Raw genomic sequence first — 16,174 nt, forward strand, 5'->3', positions numbered from 1 at the left:
CACTCCGGTCACCGCGATCAGGAACCCGACTTACACCACTCGGCGGGACTCTCCCTCGAGACCGGCATCCCGGTGTTCTTCGCCGACCCGCAAAGCCCTTGACAGCGCGGCACGAAGGAGAACACCAACGGCCTGCTGCGCCAGTATTTCCCTTAAAGGCACCGACCTTGCCCGCTGGAGCGCCGAGGAGATCGAAGCTGTCGCGCAAGCACTTAACTCACGACCGCGCAAAAACTCTCGGATGGGAGACACCGGCCGCGGCCTTCGACGAGCACCTACAGTTGCTTCAACGGGCCCGTGTTGCATCCACCGGTTGAACCCGGTCACACCACTAAGCGACGCTTCGAGACAGAGAACCAGCATGCGCCTTCGTGGCTGCTCGTCTGCCTCCCGACCTCGATGTTGCACGGAGTCGTAAGGCTGTTTCGAACGTCCGGATTTGCCGGGAAGGGGCACTGAGCGCTACCGCGGGCGGGTACGCATCAGGCCCTCCGGGCGTGGAGCTCGGTGACCGGGCGGGTGTCGCCGTGGATGACGCGCTCCCGTTCCTCGGTGGCGTCAACGAAGGCGGTGTGGCGGCCCTCGGCGGGCCAGTCGACGTGCTTGCCGGTGCGGCACGCACTCTCACCGAGCCGATTGGTGAGCCGGTCGTTGAACATCGGGAACGTGTAGCGGTGCCATTCCTCGACCGGCTCCGGGGTCAGCGATTCCTCCGCGCCCCACCGCAGAATCGCCAGCACCGCCAGTTCGCGGGCGATGTGCGGGTGCTGGGGCCAGCACAGCGGGATCATCTGCGTCGGGCGCCACACGTACTCGTGGTTGAGCCAGTCGGCGACCTCGTCGCACCACTCCCAGACCGCTTCGCGCAGCTCGTTCGGGCAGGTCGCCGGGTCCCATGGTCGGGGGAGGTTGTCGAGGTTCCCGGCCGCGGCCATCTCGTCCGGGTCGCCGCGGCGCAGCACCTCCAGCAGCTCGAGCGCGTGCAGCACCGCGCCCGGCGGTGTCGGGAACGGTGTCGCTAGCAGGGTCGTGGTGCTCACCAGGCCCACTCCTTCGTCGGGTCGTCAGCGCCTGCAGCGCCGGTGGGGTTGGGGTCGCGGTGGCTGGGCGCCAACCGGCGTGTGTGGGCGTGCGCGACGGCGGCAGCGGTGCGCTCCTCGAGCGAGGCTGTGGCGGCACGGCTGGCGACCACACGGGCGCGCTGCTCGTCGAGTTCGGCCTTGAGGAGCTTGCCGTCCTTGCCGTCGAGGCAGCGGCGCAGCCGGGCGATGATCGGCGGCGCGTTGCCGGCGATCACTAGCGCGTGCCGCTCCTGGATGCGGCGGATGTCGCCCGGACGAAGCACCTTCACGTCTTCGCCCGAGCGTGAGGTGCCGATCCCGCCCGGCCCGTCGGAGACGGTCTGGCGGCTGATCCGCACGTCGTCGATCAGGTCGCTGAGTTCCTTGTAGAAGTGCACATCCTTGCCACCGCCGAAGATGATCAAGTTGTTGGTCAGCCCGAACAGCGACCGGGCCTCGTCCTCGCCGTAGGACACGACCATCTGCTTCCAGGTCTGGCTGGCGTAAAATGAACGACAGCCCCAGGGCGCGTTCGTTGGCCATCCGCACCCGCAGCGTCGGCAGCGGTGTGGTGGAGGGCAGCTCGTCGAGGCAGGCGAGGAAGCACGGTGTCATCCGGCCGTGCTCCGACGTCGTCGCCGCCCACAACGCGGTGTCGAGCACGTGCTCGGCAATCGCGGTCATCAGCGGCGCCGCGCTGGCATAGGGATCCTCGCCGCCGAGCAGGTAAATCGTGCCCTGCTTGGCGATGAGGTCGGCGATGTCCGTGGCAGGCCGCGCCCGTGACGGCACGCAACGGGCGCGGATCTCGGGCTGGAAGAACAACGCCATCGCCTGCTGCACCGTGGTGACGGTGTTACCGACGGTGTCGGCCGACCCGTGCAAAGCGCCCGAGAGCAGCCCGTCCCAGAACCGGGCGGCGTGATCGTGCTGCTGCAGGATCTCGACCGGCTGCTCGGCAGCGACCGGATTGGCGACCCACTCCAGCACGTGCTCGAGCGTGCGGCCGGTCAACGCCGCGGCATGCAGGAAACCCTGCAGCACCTTCGCCGTCTCCGCGGCGTAGAACCGGGCGGCGCTGTCCTGCCGTCCACCGTTGACCGCGCCGGTGACCGTGCCGGCGGCGAACGCCTTCGCCCGCTTCTCCGCGACCTTCGGGTCAACGCAACCGGCGATCGGGTCCCACACGAATTCCGGCACGCCGGGGGCGGCGCCGAACGGGTCGAGCACCGCGATCGGGCGCAGCGTGCCGCCCTCGGTGAGCGGCTGTTGGCGGCGCTGGGCGGTGAGCAACAGGTCGTCGACCTTCGTCAGCGTGGCCATCGCCGCGCCGCGGTGCGCCAGCAGCGCAGGAGCGAGCACGTCGAGGGTCTTGCCTGAACCCTGCTCACCGAATACGCCCGCGGTGCGGTCGTAACGGCACCACAGTTCGACGCCGCGCGGCATCTGCGAGCGGCCCAGGCGCCACCCGACATCGGTGGGGTCGAATCGAGGCATCAGAACGGTTCCTTTCAGCGTGTCCGGTGGGGTGTCGGTTTCGCCGGCGAGGCGTGTAGTTGCTCGTAGGCGCGTCGAGCGGCGGCCGAGACGTCGTTCGGCGACGCGCGCGCCAGCGTGGCGTGATGCGCGGCGGCCAGGTGTCGCGGGAAGTCCTCCTGCGAGGCCCGTTGCTGGGTTGCCGCATCCGCTGTCGCCACGGTCAGCAGCGAGGCACGTTGCAGCGCTCCCGTCACCGGCTTCAGATCAACCGGGTCAAGGACGCGGATCAGTCCGGCCGGGCTGTATCCGGCGAGGTAGGCAGCGGAGCGTCCGTCCCGATAGGGCAGGTCGCATGCGTGGGCGACGACGCTGCCGTCGGCCACCCATCGGTTGACGGTGCGCTCGAGCTGGCGGGCGTGCACAGGAAGGAGCTGCACGCTCGCGGCGACGGCATCGGCCAGCGGTTTGTTCCACGCCGCGGGGTCGCCGGCGTGCCCCAGCACCGCGTGCAAACCCAGTGCGGCTGCGGTCCCGGCATCGACACGGCGGTGTGGTCGACGACTGCCGTCATCGAACGGACGCAGGGCTGTGCGCACGGCGTGCCACGAGTCGCCTGCACCAGCGTGCCCTGGCCGCGCCCCACCGCTGTCGCCGACGGCTTCAGCGGCGCGGGCCAGAGCTTCGGCGGCCGTCGCCCTGGCCAGGACCTGAGCGACGGTCAGCCGGGCGTCGCGCTGCTCGCTGGAGTTGATCAGGCGGGCCGTTGCCTCACGCACGACCGCGGGCAGATCTGCTCCCGCCGAATGGCCCGGATGCGGGATGGGCCTGTCCAGGGCTGTGAAGTCGCGTGGCTCCGGCGGGTGCTGTGCAGCGTCGCGCAGCAGCCGCACGGTGCACTCCCGTACGACATCAAGTCGCTGATCAATTTCAGGACCTACAGGTGCCGCGGCGACGACGTCGCTGAGCACGGTCACCACGTCGAGTAGTTCGGTCGTCAGCGCCCACCGTCCGGCCATGGTGGTCTGCAGTCCGGCCAACGCGACAGCGTCGGCCGTCACCGCCGCGGTGCGGCACAACGTCGATTCGTGCAGCGGCGCTCGTCGGGCGATCTCGCTGCAGGCGTCGGCAAGCTCACTCGCGAGCTTTTCCCGCTCGGCGCCGACGCGTGGGTCGATTCCGACGCGGCGAAGCTCTCCTACCGCACGGCCCAGGTGTCCCAGTGCCCGTGCCGCGTCGCTTGCTCCGGTGCCCGATTGGCGTGAGCCGGCGCTAATGGTGGCGAGACGGTCGAGGTGGTCGACAAGCTCGCCTGCGGAGGTCGGCATCAGCGCAGCTCGCGTAGTGCTCGCCTGGCGTGCCGCGTCGCGGTGAGCACCTCGGGGCGGCCGAACTGCTCCAGTGGCAGTGCCCCCAGCAGGTGCAGTGCGCGGGTGATGCAACCTTGCGCGTCGCCGTTGTCGATCGTGTGCCGCTTCCACGGCGCCGGAACATCCAGCACGTCGAGCGCGGCGAGGCAATGCAGCCGTACTGCTCCGCTCGCCGCGTCGTCTCGGCTCACGGCGGCCAGCAAGGCCGCAGCTTCGGTCCGTTCCGGGCCGCCGGCGTGGTCACTGTTCTCGGTGTTCACGAATGCTCCTTCGGTTGTGTGGGTGGGCTTTGAGCGTCGACGCGATTCGGGGGCGGTGGGCTTTGCTTGCCGGCGTTGTGGATGCGGCGGGTGGCTGTGGATGAGCCCGGCTCATTCGGCGGACGGGGCTACTTCGCCGATCGGTACAGGTCGGGGCGGATGATCGTTTTGGCTTCGCGGAGCTTCCCGACGCCGAGGACCTGGGTGGCCTCGCTGCGGCTGGCCATGCCGCCGCGGGCGTCGCCGGGTCGGCGGTAGCGCGCGATCAGCACGCCGCCGGTGATGGCGAGTGAGACGAGCAGCAACTCGGCGACGGCGACGCAGCCGTACACCGCCCCGCGCCCGGCCACGAGCCGACGCTGCTCGATGGGCAGCCCGCGGCCGGGGTGACCCTGCGCCAGCCCGCCGAGGGCGTGCTGGATGGTGTCGGTGCCGTGCGGCCACACCCATCCGCCACCCCACACCGCGGATGCCACGCCGAGGCCACCGAGCGCGGCGAAGACTAGGCCCAGCAAGATCGCGCCGATGGCCGCCGCTGGCGCCTCCCAGCCCTGGCCCATCGGCTGCGGGTCCCGACGACGCTGGTACGGGGCGGTCACCGCCGGCTCCACCGAGGCGTGCCTCGGCCGAGCTGCACCAGACCCAACCCCAGGTCGGCTGCGGCCAGAACCACGAGCATCAGCGCGGTGCCGGTCGCGTCGACACTTGCTGCGACCACGCCCAGTCCGGCCAGCACGATCCCGACAGGTGGCCACACCCACTGCCACAGTCGAACCGTGCTGCGCACCGGCTCTGCGTTCATCGGGGAGCCTCGGCCCGGTAGCGCGCAATGCGGTGGGCGTGGACGCCAACGACGACACCGCCGGCGAGGATCGCAGTGACGGCAAGGCCGAGCAGCCACCCGCCGGCGTGCACGTGCCCGCGAGCCGCGGCTGCCGCGGCGAGGTACGCGCTGAGCAGAGTGGCGACAGGGAGCAACAGAAGCAGGCGAGACAGTCGGGGCGGCCGCTCGCGGCGACGCCCCTCGGCGACCGGCGCCGCCCACAGGTGCTTCGGATGCTCAGGCCGTCGTCCGCGCGGGGCGGCGTCGAGGTCTCGGTCATCGACGGTGTCCTTTCGTTCGGCGCCGGCCTGACAGGGCCGGCGGGCGGTGTGGCGGTCATCCGATGTGTCTGACGGCGACGATCTGGTCGGACCATTCGGTGGCCTCGGTGAGCTCGACCGGGACGCCGGTCTCCGGTGCCTGCACCAGGTAGAGGTGGCGGCCGTCTCTGCCGTCAACGCTGCGGTCGACGTAGCCGGCGACCATGCCGACGTGGCCGGGGTCGGCGGCGGTCCCGAGAGAACCGGGGATGAGGATCAGGTCGCCGCTGACGGCTTGGGTCAGGTTGGTCGGCTCTGGGCTGCCCGAGTCAACCTGGTCGCCGGTGAAGTGCGGCAGGGCCAGGCCCGCGGCAGCCCAGGCGGCCATCGTCAGCCCGGAGCAGTCGAAGGAGTCGGGGCCGCTGGCTCCGAACACGTAGGGCTTGCCGAGCTGCTTGAGCGCGTACTGCACGGCCGTGTTGCCCTTGGCGCTGCCGGACAACGTGAGCCCGGCCGGGACAGTCGTGGTGCCGGCAATGTTATTGCCGGTCGGTCCGACGATGTCACCGGCCGGGGTGCCGCCGGTGACCGCTCCCCCGCCGCCCGGGCAGATCGGCGCGCTGCCGCCGGTCGGGCCGACGTTGCGAGCTGCGACGGTGGCCAGGTTGGTCGTCGGGAAGTGGACGTGCGGGTCCCAGGTGTAGGCGGCCTGGAAGGCGGCCAGCACCGCGGTGGTGCCGCCCCCATTTCGAGGGTCGGCGGCCAGCGCCGCCCGCACGCCGTTCCAGTGCGTGCCCTGCAGCAGCGCGACGGTGCCGTCGACACCGCTGTCGAAGGAGGCGTAGCGCTGCACACCGACGCTGTTGAACGAGCTGCTGCCCGGCTCTGTGATCACGGAGTTGAGCGGGTTGTAGCGGTCGTTCTGGCCCTCGAGCTGCGCCACCGCGTAGAGGGCGTTGAGGTTGCCGGGCGAGGTGGGCAGTTTCAGCTTGGTGAGCACGTCGGTGAAGAAGGTCTGGGTGCTGGTGGCGCTGCCGCCGGCTCCCGTCGAGATGGTCGCGGCGGTGGTGGTGGTGTTGGCGGTGCCCCACAGCTGGCCAACGATCTGCTGGGCCAGAGCGGCGTTGGGCTGGTATCGCTCCGGGTGACCGGAGCCCTGCACGGCCTGGGCGTCGGCGCCGACCGAGCCGGACTGCCACCCCGTGAGCTTCACGAGACGATCGAGAAAGGCGTTGGTGGACTTGACCGGGTCGTCGGCGACGGCCTTGGTGTAGATCGACACCCGCTGCTGGAACAGGCCCTCGGAGTCGTGGTCTCTCTGGGTGGTGGAGTTCTGCAGCGTCGACTCGGTGTAGGCGGTGTCGACCGCGACGACTGCCGCGAGCACCGGCAGGTTGCGGCCGGCGGTCGTCGACACGATGGTCTGCGCGTTGCCCATCTGCTCGGCCGTCAGCGCGATCCCGCCGATGGTCTGACCGGTTCCCGCCCCGCCGCAGTCGCTCGAGGTGGGGTCGGCGTTGGCGCCAGCGCCGCCGATGAGCATCAGCACCGTGGCCACGCCGAACAACAGCATGCCGGGCACGATCAGGACCTTCGCCCCGCCCGCCCGGACCGCAGCGGCGGCGGCCGCGGTGCCGACTTCCCCACCACCACCGGACATCAGTCGGCCCGCCGCTGCTCGTCGCGATCGTGGGCGTTCTTGTCCACGCTGACCGGTTCGGCGGGCAGGCCTGGGTTCGCGTCGGCTGCGCGGGCGGTGATCGCATCGTTGGTGTCGGTGAGTACAACGTCGATCGACGTGCGCACGGTTTGCACTTTTGCTACGTGTGAGCCGACCAGCCACAGCGCGCGGCCCTTGGCCGCGGTGGCCCAGTCGGTGACGATGCGTTCGGCCATCGGGGTCAGGCCGAGCAGGTCGGACAGCTCGTCGCCGATCTGGTCGTCCTGGCCGAGCAACACCTTCGTCGCGCACAGGTGCATCAGGTCCTTGGCGATCGCCACGGCCTGGCTCCCGGCGTCGCCGACGGTGAGCATGTCGCTGGGCTTGTGGGCGATGACGACCTGGATTGCGCCGTCGCGGCGCGAGAGCCGCAGATCGGCATCGAGGGACTTCACGGCGTCGGTCCCGAGGCGCATCTGCTTCCAGCACTCGTCGCGGATGATCACCCGCATGTCACCGGGTTCGGCGACCTGCGTCATCGCCCGGCCCCACGAGTTCAGGCAGGTGAGCGCGACGCCCACGGCCTCGTCGCCGAGCGGGTCGAGCCGCGACAGCGACAGGGACTGGATCGGGGCGCGCCAGTCGACGTCGACCGTGGTGGCCGCGTCGAACAGCCCGGCCAGGTGGCCCTTGACCAGCGAGCCGAGGGCGTCGCGTACCGGGCGGGTCTGGTCGAGGAAGTGCTGCCGTGAGCTGTAGCGGCAATCGGTGACCAGCTGCTGGGTGGGGTTGTTCAGCGCCTCCCATAGCTGCGGGATGGTGATCTCGCGGAGCTGGTCGGTGCCGGCGGCGTACCCGGTGAGGTCGCGGATCACGAGCCCGACCGCCGTCTCGGCGGTGGGGCCGAAGGAGACGTGTTGCGAGCCGACCAGGCCCTTGATCAGCAGCAGCCAGCGGGAGAACACCATCGCCGCCCGGCGCTGGGCCTCCGTGCGGGGCAGGTGGGTCCAGTCGTTGCCCAGCGGGCCGAAGTCGAGCGGGTTGATGCGGGCGGGCAGGCCGTGCCCGACGACGTGCGGCTCGACCCCGAGCGCGCGGCACAGCGGCTCGTATTCGTCTTTGACGTCGCCGAGGATCAGGGTCCGGTAGGCGTAGGCCATCATCCGCAGGCAGAACATCTTGACCGTGCCCGACTTGCCGCGGCCGGGGGCGCCGAAGAACATCATGTTGGGGTTGGTGACGCCGGCGACGCCGCCCAGGGTCCAGCCGATCGGGTCGACGTGGAACGCGCCGCCCGACAGGAAGTCCACGCCCATCTGCGCGCCGGTCGACGGGAGGCCGTCGCCGGCGATTAGCGGCCACACTCCCCCGACCTGCTCGGAGGTCATCCGGTAGACCTGCAGCGGCGCCGGGACCGGTGCCCAGCCGGCGGCGCGGCCGCGTCGGCCGTGCTTGCCGACCATCTCCCCGAACGGGTCGACGTCCTTCAACGGCGCCGGTGCGGGAACGAGCGGCGGCAGGGTGTGGCCGAAGTCGGCCACGAGCTGGGCGACGCCGCGGCCGTCGTCGGCTCGCCGCCGCGATGGCCTCGTGCGGGTCGGGGTGCTCATCACTTGACCCCCCGCCGCTTGGGCAGCCCGATCCCGGCGGGGATGCAGGCGGCGGCGAACCCGGCGTCCTGGGCGAGGTCCAGGCGCAGCGGCATGAACCCGGAGCCGGTGATGTTGGCCTCGAGCCGGCGGGCGTAGTCGGTGATCGACCAGCTGTTGGGGACGGTGACGGCGGCGGCGATGCCGACCCGCACGAGCGCGTTGCCGTCGGCCAGGCGCACGTCCTGGCCTTCGACGCGGGCCGCGTCGCGGCGGTGGCTGGCGCGGACCTTGAACCCGGACTTGCGCCGCACCTCGGCCGCCAACTCCGAGGACATGGATTCGCTGCCGACCAGCCGGTCGGCCTTGGCGTGGCTGATCGGTTCGAAGAACACCGTCACGCTTCGGCGCTCCCCGGCCGCGGTCGGGGTGAACACCGGCGCCAGCGCACCCATCAGCGCACCCTTGTCGGGCAGCAGGATGGTGCAGGTCGCGGTGTGCCAGGCGTCGTGGGCGTAGAAGCGGCGCTCCGGGTTCGGGGTCGACGTCGGCCCGGCGGCCGCCATCGGCAGCGCCGCCGCCACCTTCGGGTCGTTCTGCGCGGCGATCGCGGCGGTGGTCAGTGTGGCCCGATCGCCCGGCGCGAACCCGGTGCGGATCGCTGCGGCCAGCGCGGGTGAGTCCAGCCAGGTCACCGCGGTGCAGCCGACGGGGCCCATCAGCCGGGCCTCGATCTCGCCCATCACCCCGTAGAGGACGCGGGCGCGGCCGTCGACGCCGCCGCCGGCCTCCTTGGCCTGCTTGGCGATGCGCTGCTCGGGGACGACGACGGTCACGAACGCCTCGTGCCGGACCCCGGCCTGGGTCATCACCTGCGTCAGCTCGGCGTTGACCTGCAGCGCGAGCTGCGGGGCGTCGGCGCGCAGGTTGGCCTGCTGCCACGCCGCCCGCTCGGCGCCGTCGTCGGGGACGGTGCGGATCTGGAGCGCCACGACCTGGACGAGCTCGGCGGTGGCCGCCCCCTCGAGCAGCTCGGACAGGCCGTTGCCCATCCGGGTGCGGGCCGGCAGCTCGGACAGCCCGATGCCGGGGTGGGTGATGCGGGCGACCACGGCCCAGCTGCGTTCGCGGTTGTCGGCGATGATCGCCGGGCGGGCCATCAGCGGACCGAACGGTGGGCCGTCGTGGGTGCGGATGCCGGACAGCACGCCGGGAAGGTCGGCCTCGTCGAAGTCCTCGACGGTGCCGGCGGCGGCCTTGGACTGCCAGTCGTTCCAACGCATGACCACTCCTACGGATCGGTAGATCGAATCGAGCGCCCAGCGGAACGCCGAGCGGCCTTTCACGGGGACGGCGACCAGCACGATCAACACGGCCCAGACCGGCGTCCAGCCCAGCGCGACGAGCCAGGCGTGCGCGGCCGCGGCGATGAGCAGCGGCATGCCGCCGAGCAGGATGGTGATCAGAGCGCCGCCGGACAGGCCGAGGAACCAGCCCTGCTTGTCCTTCGACCAGGCGCCGTAGCGGATGGGGCCCGCCCCGCCGCTGTATCCGGCGCTCATACCGCCACCACCGCGGCCGCCTCGGCGCCGCCACCAGCAGCGCCCGCACCACCGGCTCCCCCGGCGCCGCCGGGCATGCCGCCACCAGGTGTCGGCAGCACGCCGCCGGATCCGCCGGGCATCGGCGGGGTGGGCGGCTCAGGCGGATTCCCGCCACCGCTGCCACCGCTCGCGCCGCCACCGTTGCCGCCCTCGGCCCCGGTGTCGCTGTCGCCGCTGCTGTTGCCGCCGCCCGAGCCGCCAGAGCGGCCACTGCGTACGTCCGTCGGGGTCATGCTGTAGCTGGGAGAGCCGACGCCTGCCTGCGCGAGGACGTCCGAGCCGAGGTCGGCCGCGCGGTGCGCGATCGAGGTGACCGCGCCGACCCCGGCGCCGAACGCGCCGAGTGCCTGGGTGAGGCGGGACTGCGTCTGCGACTCTGCGCCGGACTCTCCACCGGAGCGGCCGTCGCCGCTGGACTGGGTCGCGGCGCCGCTGCCCTCCGAGGACTTGCCGCCGCCGCTCATGATTCCGGACATGCCGCCGGCGTCAGACCACGACTGGCGCAGCGCCGCCCCGGAGGCGGTGCCCGGTTCGACGAAGGCGAGCAGCCGGAACAGGATCATGGGGCAGACCGCACCGATGGCGATGATGATGCAGCCCACGACCGCCATCCCGGCGTGCGCGGTGTTGGACGCGTTCGCCGCGGCGGTCAGCCCGGTACCGCCCTCGAAGATGTTGCAGCTCTTCGGGTTCGTTTTGCACATCGTCGCGATCTGCGCCGCGGTGGGGGGCGGGTCGATGACGCCGACCGAGAGCTTGACGCCGATGCCGAGCAGCAGCGCGGCCATCGGTGAGATCAGCAGGCAGGAGAAGAACCAGCGCAGCGTCTTCCAGAACCACACCTTCCCGGTCTCGGACACCAGCCCCGCGGCCGAGATGGGAGCGGTCGCCACCAGGATGATCAACGCGGCTTCGCGGACGAACATGATCAGCACGTAGAAGAACGCGGCGGGGATGACGATCAGCAGGCCGAGGATTCCCAGCACGGTCGCGAGGGTGATGTCGCCGACCTTGTCGGGGAAAGTGCCACTCAGGTCGACGTGAGACATGTCGCTGGCGTTGAGCATCTGGCTCAAGATGCCGTGCTCGAGGCCTGCGGCCGCGGCCACGAAGCCGCCGGCCAGGCCGAGGAACCCGACCCACACCAGCCCGAACTGGCCGATGTCGAGCAGGACCTGGCCCATCGACTTGCCGTCGCGGCGCACCAGCGCCAGCGCCAGCTGGACGAACATCATGATCACCGCCAGCGCGGCGCCGAGCCACAAGGTGGTGGGCAGCACCGCGCCCATCGGCCCGGACGCGGACAGGTCCGGGGTGGTGAACGCGTCGATGATCTTGAAGGCCAGTTTGAGCAGCCACAGCGCGGCCGACCACAGGCCGGTCATCGCCGCCATCCAGACGTTGCCGACCGCGGCCGAGGCGGCGTCGCCGAGCCAGTGCAGCGGGTTGAGGCTGAACGCTTCGATGTGGGTGTGGGGGTGGCTCATGAGTGGGGCTCCTGTCGCAGGTCGCGGTAGCCGACGGCGATGGCCAGGTCGGTGTCCGGCCAGACCGACGGCGCCTCGGCCGGTTCGAAGCCGGCGCCGATCATCCAGCGGCCACCGGCCATGCCGTATTGGGTCGAGCCGGCCGTTGTGGTTTGCCAGACCATCCGTTGGCAGTCGGCGTCGGCGCCGCGGGCGGTCTGCTGCAACGTGACGTCGAGTTCGAAGTCGACGCACGGGATCACGAAGTCGGCACCGACCGACCCCTTGACCTGGCCCATCAGCAAGGTCAGGACGAGGGCGAGTTGCCCAGAGCCGCTGCCGGCGACACCCATCTGGTTGAACAGGTCCGTCATGCCGGTGATGAGCGACCAGCTGCTGGCGGTCGGGCCGCCGTGCACTGCCCAGCTCTCGATGACCGCGCGCGCCTGGGTCAGCGACCCGGACTGGAACGCGACCTGGTCGATGGCCGCGAGCTGCGCCATTGCTCCGGCCGGGGTGTGCGGGAACCCGGTCGGCACCTGCGCCGGGCCGGTCGCGGTGGCGGCCGGAATCGTAATGACGCCAGGGTTGGCCGAGGAGACCGCGCTGGGGTGCGAGGCGTCGTCGCTGACGCTGCGCATCGCCTTGGCGGCGAGTTCGTCGCGGGGGTCGGCGGTCGACGAGCCCCCCGACCCGCCGCCGCCCTTACCCGCCGTCGCCTCTCGTTCGGCGACGGTTTTGTGCTGGGTGCCGCCGTCGCGCGTCGGGGTGGCCTCGTGGACCACGAACAGCACCAGGCCCGCGACCAGCAGCAGGCAGCCCGCCCCGGCTCCGATGAGCAGGGCGAGCATCTTGTCTCGCGACCACTCCGGTGCTGGTCGCTCCTGCGTTCCGCTGCCCGATCGACGCTGACGGCGCAACATCAGCAGCCGTTCCCGGTGATCGAGGAGAGGATCACGTATCCGACGACGTAGATGATCGCGCCGACGATGCAGATCATCAGCCCGTCGAACCCGAGACGAGCGCCCTTGGGGTGGTGGGTGACCCGGCCCCAGATCAGCATCCCGACGGACAAGAAGAACGAGATGGCCAGGATCGCCAGCACGCCCCACTTCACCCAGGACAGGATCTGGTCGTCCCAGGTTTGAACACCCGGCGGTGCCTTCGGGCAGACCTTGCCGGCCGCGAGCACGTGGCTGCCGACCTGCTGTCCGACGTAGCCGCTGAGCTTCGCTACGAGCGTTGCACTCATCGCGTCTTTCCTCTCTTTCGCGGCGCGGACTGCGCCGTGGGGTTGGGTGGTGCATCGGCGATGTCCGAGTGGGCGGCGTCGATCAGCCCCAGCAGCTCGCGACCGGCGGCAGACACCGATTTCGGCAGCGGGGAGTTCGTGGGTCCGGTCACCTGCAGGTGCCGGTCCTCGGGCACGGTCACGAGCTGGCGGCGATCGCGCAGCCAGCGGACCCGGTCGCCGATGCTGGCCGCGACTTCGCCTGGCCAGCGGCCGGGGCCGACGGCGGCCAGTAGGACGCGGGTGCCGTCGAGTTCGGCGAGTAGCTGTTCGGCCGCGCGCAGGCCCGGCACCGTGACGCGGCAGACCACGATGACGGTGGGCCGGGTGTCGAGCAGCCGGCCGATGTTGGCCGGCGCCAGCAGTCCGAGGTCGACGACGGTCGCAGCTTCGGCCGCGGCGTCGGGCCAGCTGCCCGGTGCTTCGGCCGCGGCGCGCCGGTAGAGGGTGCTCAGGTGCCGCGACCCGCGCCGCCAGGCGCCGGTCGGGTCGTTGCCGAGCTCGGCCGTAGCGGCCGCGACCAGTCCGGACCGGGCGGGGTGCGCGACGTCGATCAGGCGGCAGGCCCGCCCGGCCGCGTCGAACCCGTCGGCGAGCGCCAGCGCGACACAGGATGCGCCCGCGCCGCTGTGGGCGGCCACGACGGCCAGCCAGTCGCGGGCCACCGCGTCGGCGCCGGCGGCGTTGTCAGTGGGTCTGCGCTGCCCCGCCTGGTCGGGCGCCTGGTCGAGGGTCGGGAGCGCGGGCAGGGTGGCGGCAGGGTGCAGATCGTGCGGCTGCGGCGACGTGTGAGGTGCGTCCACGGCGAGCGGTGGCGACATGTGAGGTGTCGCGGTGTCGGTGCCTTCGAGCGTGTGAGGTGCCGTGTTTCCGGGGGCTCGTGACGTGTGAGGTGTCGCTGGGCGGTCTGGACCGGTGGCCGGCGCGTTCAGCGTCGACGCCACGTCACGGTTCCGGCTGTGGACGAGGTCGCGGTAGGCCTGCTGGATCTCGGCGACCGAGAGCAGCCGTCCGTCGGGGTGGACGTCGCCGCCGTTGACGACGTCGATCAGCTGGCCAGGCACCCCGACGTCGGACAGCGTCATGCCCCGACCTCGCCTTCGCCCACGCGGTCCTCGAGCCACGAGGGGCCGCCCCAGCGGGTCGCGGCCCGGGCGGCGGCGCTGGGGCCGGCGGCCGCGCTGCGGCGGCGCGCGAGCCACACCGAGGTGCCGGCGAGCAGGAGGTCGGGGTCGAGTTCGGCCAGCACCGCCCGCGCCTCCGCGCCGGGCCGCAGCTCGGCGGTCAGTGTGGCCAGCCGCTCCAAGGTGGCCAGGCTGACGACGGCCCGAGAGTTGCTGATCCGATCGGCCTCGGCGGCGATGAGCCCGTTCGCGGCCGCGACCGTAGCCAGCAGGTCGGCGACCAGGTCGACGGTTACGGGCGGCGTCTTCGGGTCCATGTGCGCTCCTCGGCGGTGGATTGCTCTCTCACCGGGGTAGGGCGCTTTCTTGACCCCGGACCGGACCTCCGCGGCGAAACTTTCTTCAAGATTTTTCGGCGGGCCGGTTCGGGTGCTCATGCGACGGCCGCGAGGTAGGTCGGGGCGAGCTCGCGCAGCGTCGCCAGCGCCCGGTCCCGGCGCCGCCGGACGTGGCGTTCGGTGACGCCCAGCGAGCGGGCGGCTGCAGCCTGGAACCCGCCGCGGTCGCGCTCCGAGGCGACCAGCAGACGCAGGTCGTCTTCGCGCATCCCGGCGGCGACGGCCCACACGAACAGATCGACCAGGTCGAGGTCTTGCCCTCCTGCCGGGTCGCCGAACTCGACCGATGCCGGGTCGGCCAAGGCCAACCTGCGGGCCTCGCCCAGATAGCCGTTGTCGGTCAGTCGCTCGACCCGGTCGGGGTGGTACCGGTCAGAGGGCCGCAGCTCGGCCAGCACGCCGCGGCGTGTCTCCAGCTCCAGGTTGGTGACCAGCCCGCGGGTGCGCGCCCGCCACGGGTAAGCGCGGATCCGGCAGGTCAGCTCGCCCATCACGATCCGGGTGATGTCAGGGCTCAGATCGCGCAGCTGGTAGCTGAGCCGGCCCACCACACCGCTGAGCAGGTGCAGCAGCAGCAGGACGGCGTCGTCGTCACCGGCGCCGTCGGCGGCGGCGAGCCAGATAAGTCCGGCCGCGACCTGGTGGGTGCGCTCGGGGTCGGCCCACGCCGCGAGCAACTCGCCGACGTCGTCGAGGTCCGCGAGCTCGGGGACGTTGCGCGACCAGCGTCGCAGGCCGCCGTTGTCGAGGCGGTTGGCGAGGGTGTGCCAGTCCCCGGCGAGGGTGGAGTCATCGAACATGGTGGGCGTCCTTCGGCATCGAGGTGATGCCGGTGACGCTCCGAAGACGTGTAGCGATCAGTGTGAGGTGTGATCGCAAACCTGAGAGGATGCACGTGTGAGGTCCCGGGATACGGGGCCTGAGGAGGGGTTTTTCGCTGAGAAGGTGCGGCGGCGAGCGACGTGTGAGGTGCCCACCGCCGCACTGTCTGGCTCTACCGGGCAGGTGTGAGGTGCCCTGCCCCAGCCGCTCTGGGCGGTCGGGAACAGACCTGTGACTAGCCCCAACGGCATCCCGTAGGAGATACCTTCACCGGGCTTTGAAGCGGGCAGGGTCAACGGAACGGGCGATGCCCGGAAACGCTGCCTCTCTGGCAGCCCGCCTAACCGTGCCGGTCACCAGTCCCCTTGCGGGCACCTCGACGGCCAAGCAACCCTCATCGCCAGCAAGATCAAGCGCGCTCTATTGCCGATGAGCGGTTGCGCGAGGCCAGCAGCCAGGGCCACCGGCACGGCCGAATCGGTTGAAGTTTCCTGCCTACCGCTGCCATAAGCCGTCGGGGCTCTGTATGGCTACGCTCTCGGTGTGCGGGGCAATGTCGAGGCGACACCCATCCTGGAACAGGGGGGTGTGAGCTTGTTCTGCCGCGACGATCAGCATGCTGTTTGCCCTCATGGCATCAAGTTCAGCGTTGGCATCTTCGGTGCAAGAACAGCTCTGTGCTTGTGCAGCTGCCACACGAATTGTCCAGTGTCGGGGTCCTCCAGGGCTTCGACCAGCCGCTGGACGAACACGTGCACCTGCCCGGGTCGCGAGGCCATCCGCGTCTGACAGGCGCCTATTACAGCCTTGAAGCGGCGGTAGAAGTAGCTCTCTCGGCGCAGTCTTCGGTCGTACGACTCCCCTCGACGGAAAGCGCTCTCGCTCTCATGCCGCGTTGAGCGCTACCGCGCTCTGATCAGCGTGAGTTGTTTTGGTCAAGCTGTTGGTCGGTGCCCATGGCCCGTCGTCG

15 protein-coding genes and 2 pseudogenes are annotated in these 16,174 nt (G+C 71.0%); 1 reads left to right on the forward strand and 16 read right to left on the reverse strand.

Annotated elements, in window-relative coordinates; translation table 11 throughout:
* Positions 1-317: pseudogene (locus ACFFC4_RS20810) on the forward strand (IS30 family transposase); the annotation flags it as partial.
* 165 nt (positions 318-482) lie between these two features.
* Here the strand turns inward: ACFFC4_RS20810 and ACFFC4_RS20815 are convergent.
* The 16 genes and pseudogenes from ACFFC4_RS20815 to ACFFC4_RS20890 form a co-directional block, all read right to left on the reverse strand.
* Positions 483-1,040 (reverse strand): hypothetical protein, encoded by a 558-nt coding sequence (locus tag ACFFC4_RS20815; protein ID WP_375504450.1) that lies wholly within the window; start codon positions 1,038-1,040, stop codon positions 483-485.
* Positions 1,037-2,558, reverse strand: a pseudogene (locus ACFFC4_RS20820) (type IV secretory system conjugative DNA transfer family protein). Before ACFFC4_RS20820 ends, ACFFC4_RS20815 begins: the two are co-directional and overlap by 4 nt.
* Before the next feature lie 14 nt (positions 2,559-2,572).
* Positions 2,573-3,865 carry a hypothetical protein gene (locus ACFFC4_RS20825; protein ID WP_375504452.1) on the reverse strand — a complete coding sequence of 431 codons (1,293 nt, stop codon included), beginning with the start codon at positions 3,863-3,865 and terminating at the stop codon, positions 2,573-2,575.
* A complete protein-coding gene (locus ACFFC4_RS20830) occupies positions 3,865-4,167 on the reverse strand; it encodes a hypothetical protein (RefSeq protein WP_375504454.1) in 303 nt (100 codons plus the stop codon). Before ACFFC4_RS20830 ends, ACFFC4_RS20825 begins: the two co-directional genes overlap by 1 nt.
* 128 nt (positions 4,168-4,295) lie before the next feature.
* Positions 4,296-4,766: a conjugal transfer protein gene (locus ACFFC4_RS20835; RefSeq protein WP_375504456.1), complete on the reverse strand. Its 471-nt coding sequence runs from the start codon at positions 4,764-4,766 to the stop codon at positions 4,296-4,298.
* A complete protein-coding gene (locus ACFFC4_RS20840) occupies positions 4,763-4,969 on the reverse strand; it encodes a hypothetical protein (RefSeq protein WP_375504458.1) in 207 nt (68 codons plus the stop codon). Before ACFFC4_RS20840 ends, ACFFC4_RS20835 begins: the two co-directional genes overlap by 4 nt.
* The gene (locus ACFFC4_RS20845) at positions 4,966-5,145 is read right to left on the reverse strand and encodes a hypothetical protein (protein WP_375504459.1); all 180 of its coding nucleotides are present in this window, start codon (positions 5,143-5,145) and stop codon (positions 4,966-4,968) included. Before ACFFC4_RS20845 ends, ACFFC4_RS20840 begins: the two co-directional genes overlap by 4 nt.
* Positions 5,146-5,326: 181 nt before the next feature.
* Positions 5,327-6,910: a C40 family peptidase gene (locus ACFFC4_RS20850; RefSeq protein ID WP_375504461.1), complete on the reverse strand. Its 1,584-nt coding sequence runs from the start codon at positions 6,908-6,910 to the stop codon at positions 5,327-5,329.
* Positions 6,910-8,520, reverse strand: a complete 1,611-nt coding sequence (locus ACFFC4_RS20855; protein WP_375504463.1) for an ATP-binding protein — start codon at positions 8,518-8,520, stop codon at positions 6,910-6,912. Before ACFFC4_RS20855 ends, ACFFC4_RS20850 begins: the two co-directional genes overlap by 1 nt.
* Complete coding sequence (locus ACFFC4_RS20860) at positions 8,520-10,061, reverse strand: SCO6880 family protein (RefSeq protein WP_375504465.1); 1,542 nt, start codon at positions 10,059-10,061, stop codon at positions 8,520-8,522. The genes ACFFC4_RS20855 and ACFFC4_RS20860 overlap by 1 nt, the downstream gene beginning before the upstream one ends.
* The gene (locus ACFFC4_RS20865; RefSeq protein ID WP_375504467.1) at positions 10,058-11,590 is read right to left on the reverse strand and encodes a type IV secretion system protein; all 1,533 of its coding nucleotides are present in this window, start codon (positions 11,588-11,590) and stop codon (positions 10,058-10,060) included. Before ACFFC4_RS20865 ends, ACFFC4_RS20860 begins: the two co-directional genes overlap by 4 nt.
* Positions 11,587-12,420, reverse strand: coding sequence for a hypothetical protein (locus tag ACFFC4_RS20870; RefSeq protein WP_375504469.1), 834 nt, complete (start codon positions 12,418-12,420; stop codon positions 11,587-11,589). The genes ACFFC4_RS20865 and ACFFC4_RS20870 overlap by 4 nt, the downstream gene beginning before the upstream one ends.
* A gap of 71 nt (positions 12,421-12,491) precedes the next feature.
* Positions 12,492-12,821, reverse strand: a complete 330-nt coding sequence (locus tag ACFFC4_RS20875) for a hypothetical protein (RefSeq protein WP_375504471.1) — start codon at positions 12,819-12,821, stop codon at positions 12,492-12,494.
* Entirely contained in the window at positions 12,818-13,945 is a 1,128-nt protein-coding gene (locus ACFFC4_RS20880) for a hypothetical protein (RefSeq protein WP_375504473.1), read from the reverse strand. The genes ACFFC4_RS20875 and ACFFC4_RS20880 overlap by 4 nt, the downstream gene beginning before the upstream one ends.
* The gene (locus ACFFC4_RS20885; protein ID WP_375504475.1) at positions 13,942-14,301 is read right to left on the reverse strand and encodes a hypothetical protein; all 360 of its coding nucleotides are present in this window, start codon (positions 14,299-14,301) and stop codon (positions 13,942-13,944) included. Before ACFFC4_RS20885 ends, ACFFC4_RS20880 begins: the two co-directional genes overlap by 4 nt.
* Positions 14,302-14,417: 116 nt before the next feature.
* On the reverse strand, positions 14,418-15,182 hold the full coding sequence (locus tag ACFFC4_RS20890) for a hypothetical protein (RefSeq protein ID WP_375504477.1): 765 nt from the start codon (positions 15,180-15,182) through the stop codon (positions 14,418-14,420).
* Positions 15,183-16,174: the final 992 nt, after the last annotated feature.

It is taken from the genome of uncultured Jatrophihabitans sp., from assembly GCF_964244045.1.
GTDB lineage: Bacteria > Actinomycetota > Actinomycetes > Mycobacteriales > Jatrophihabitantaceae > Jatrophihabitans.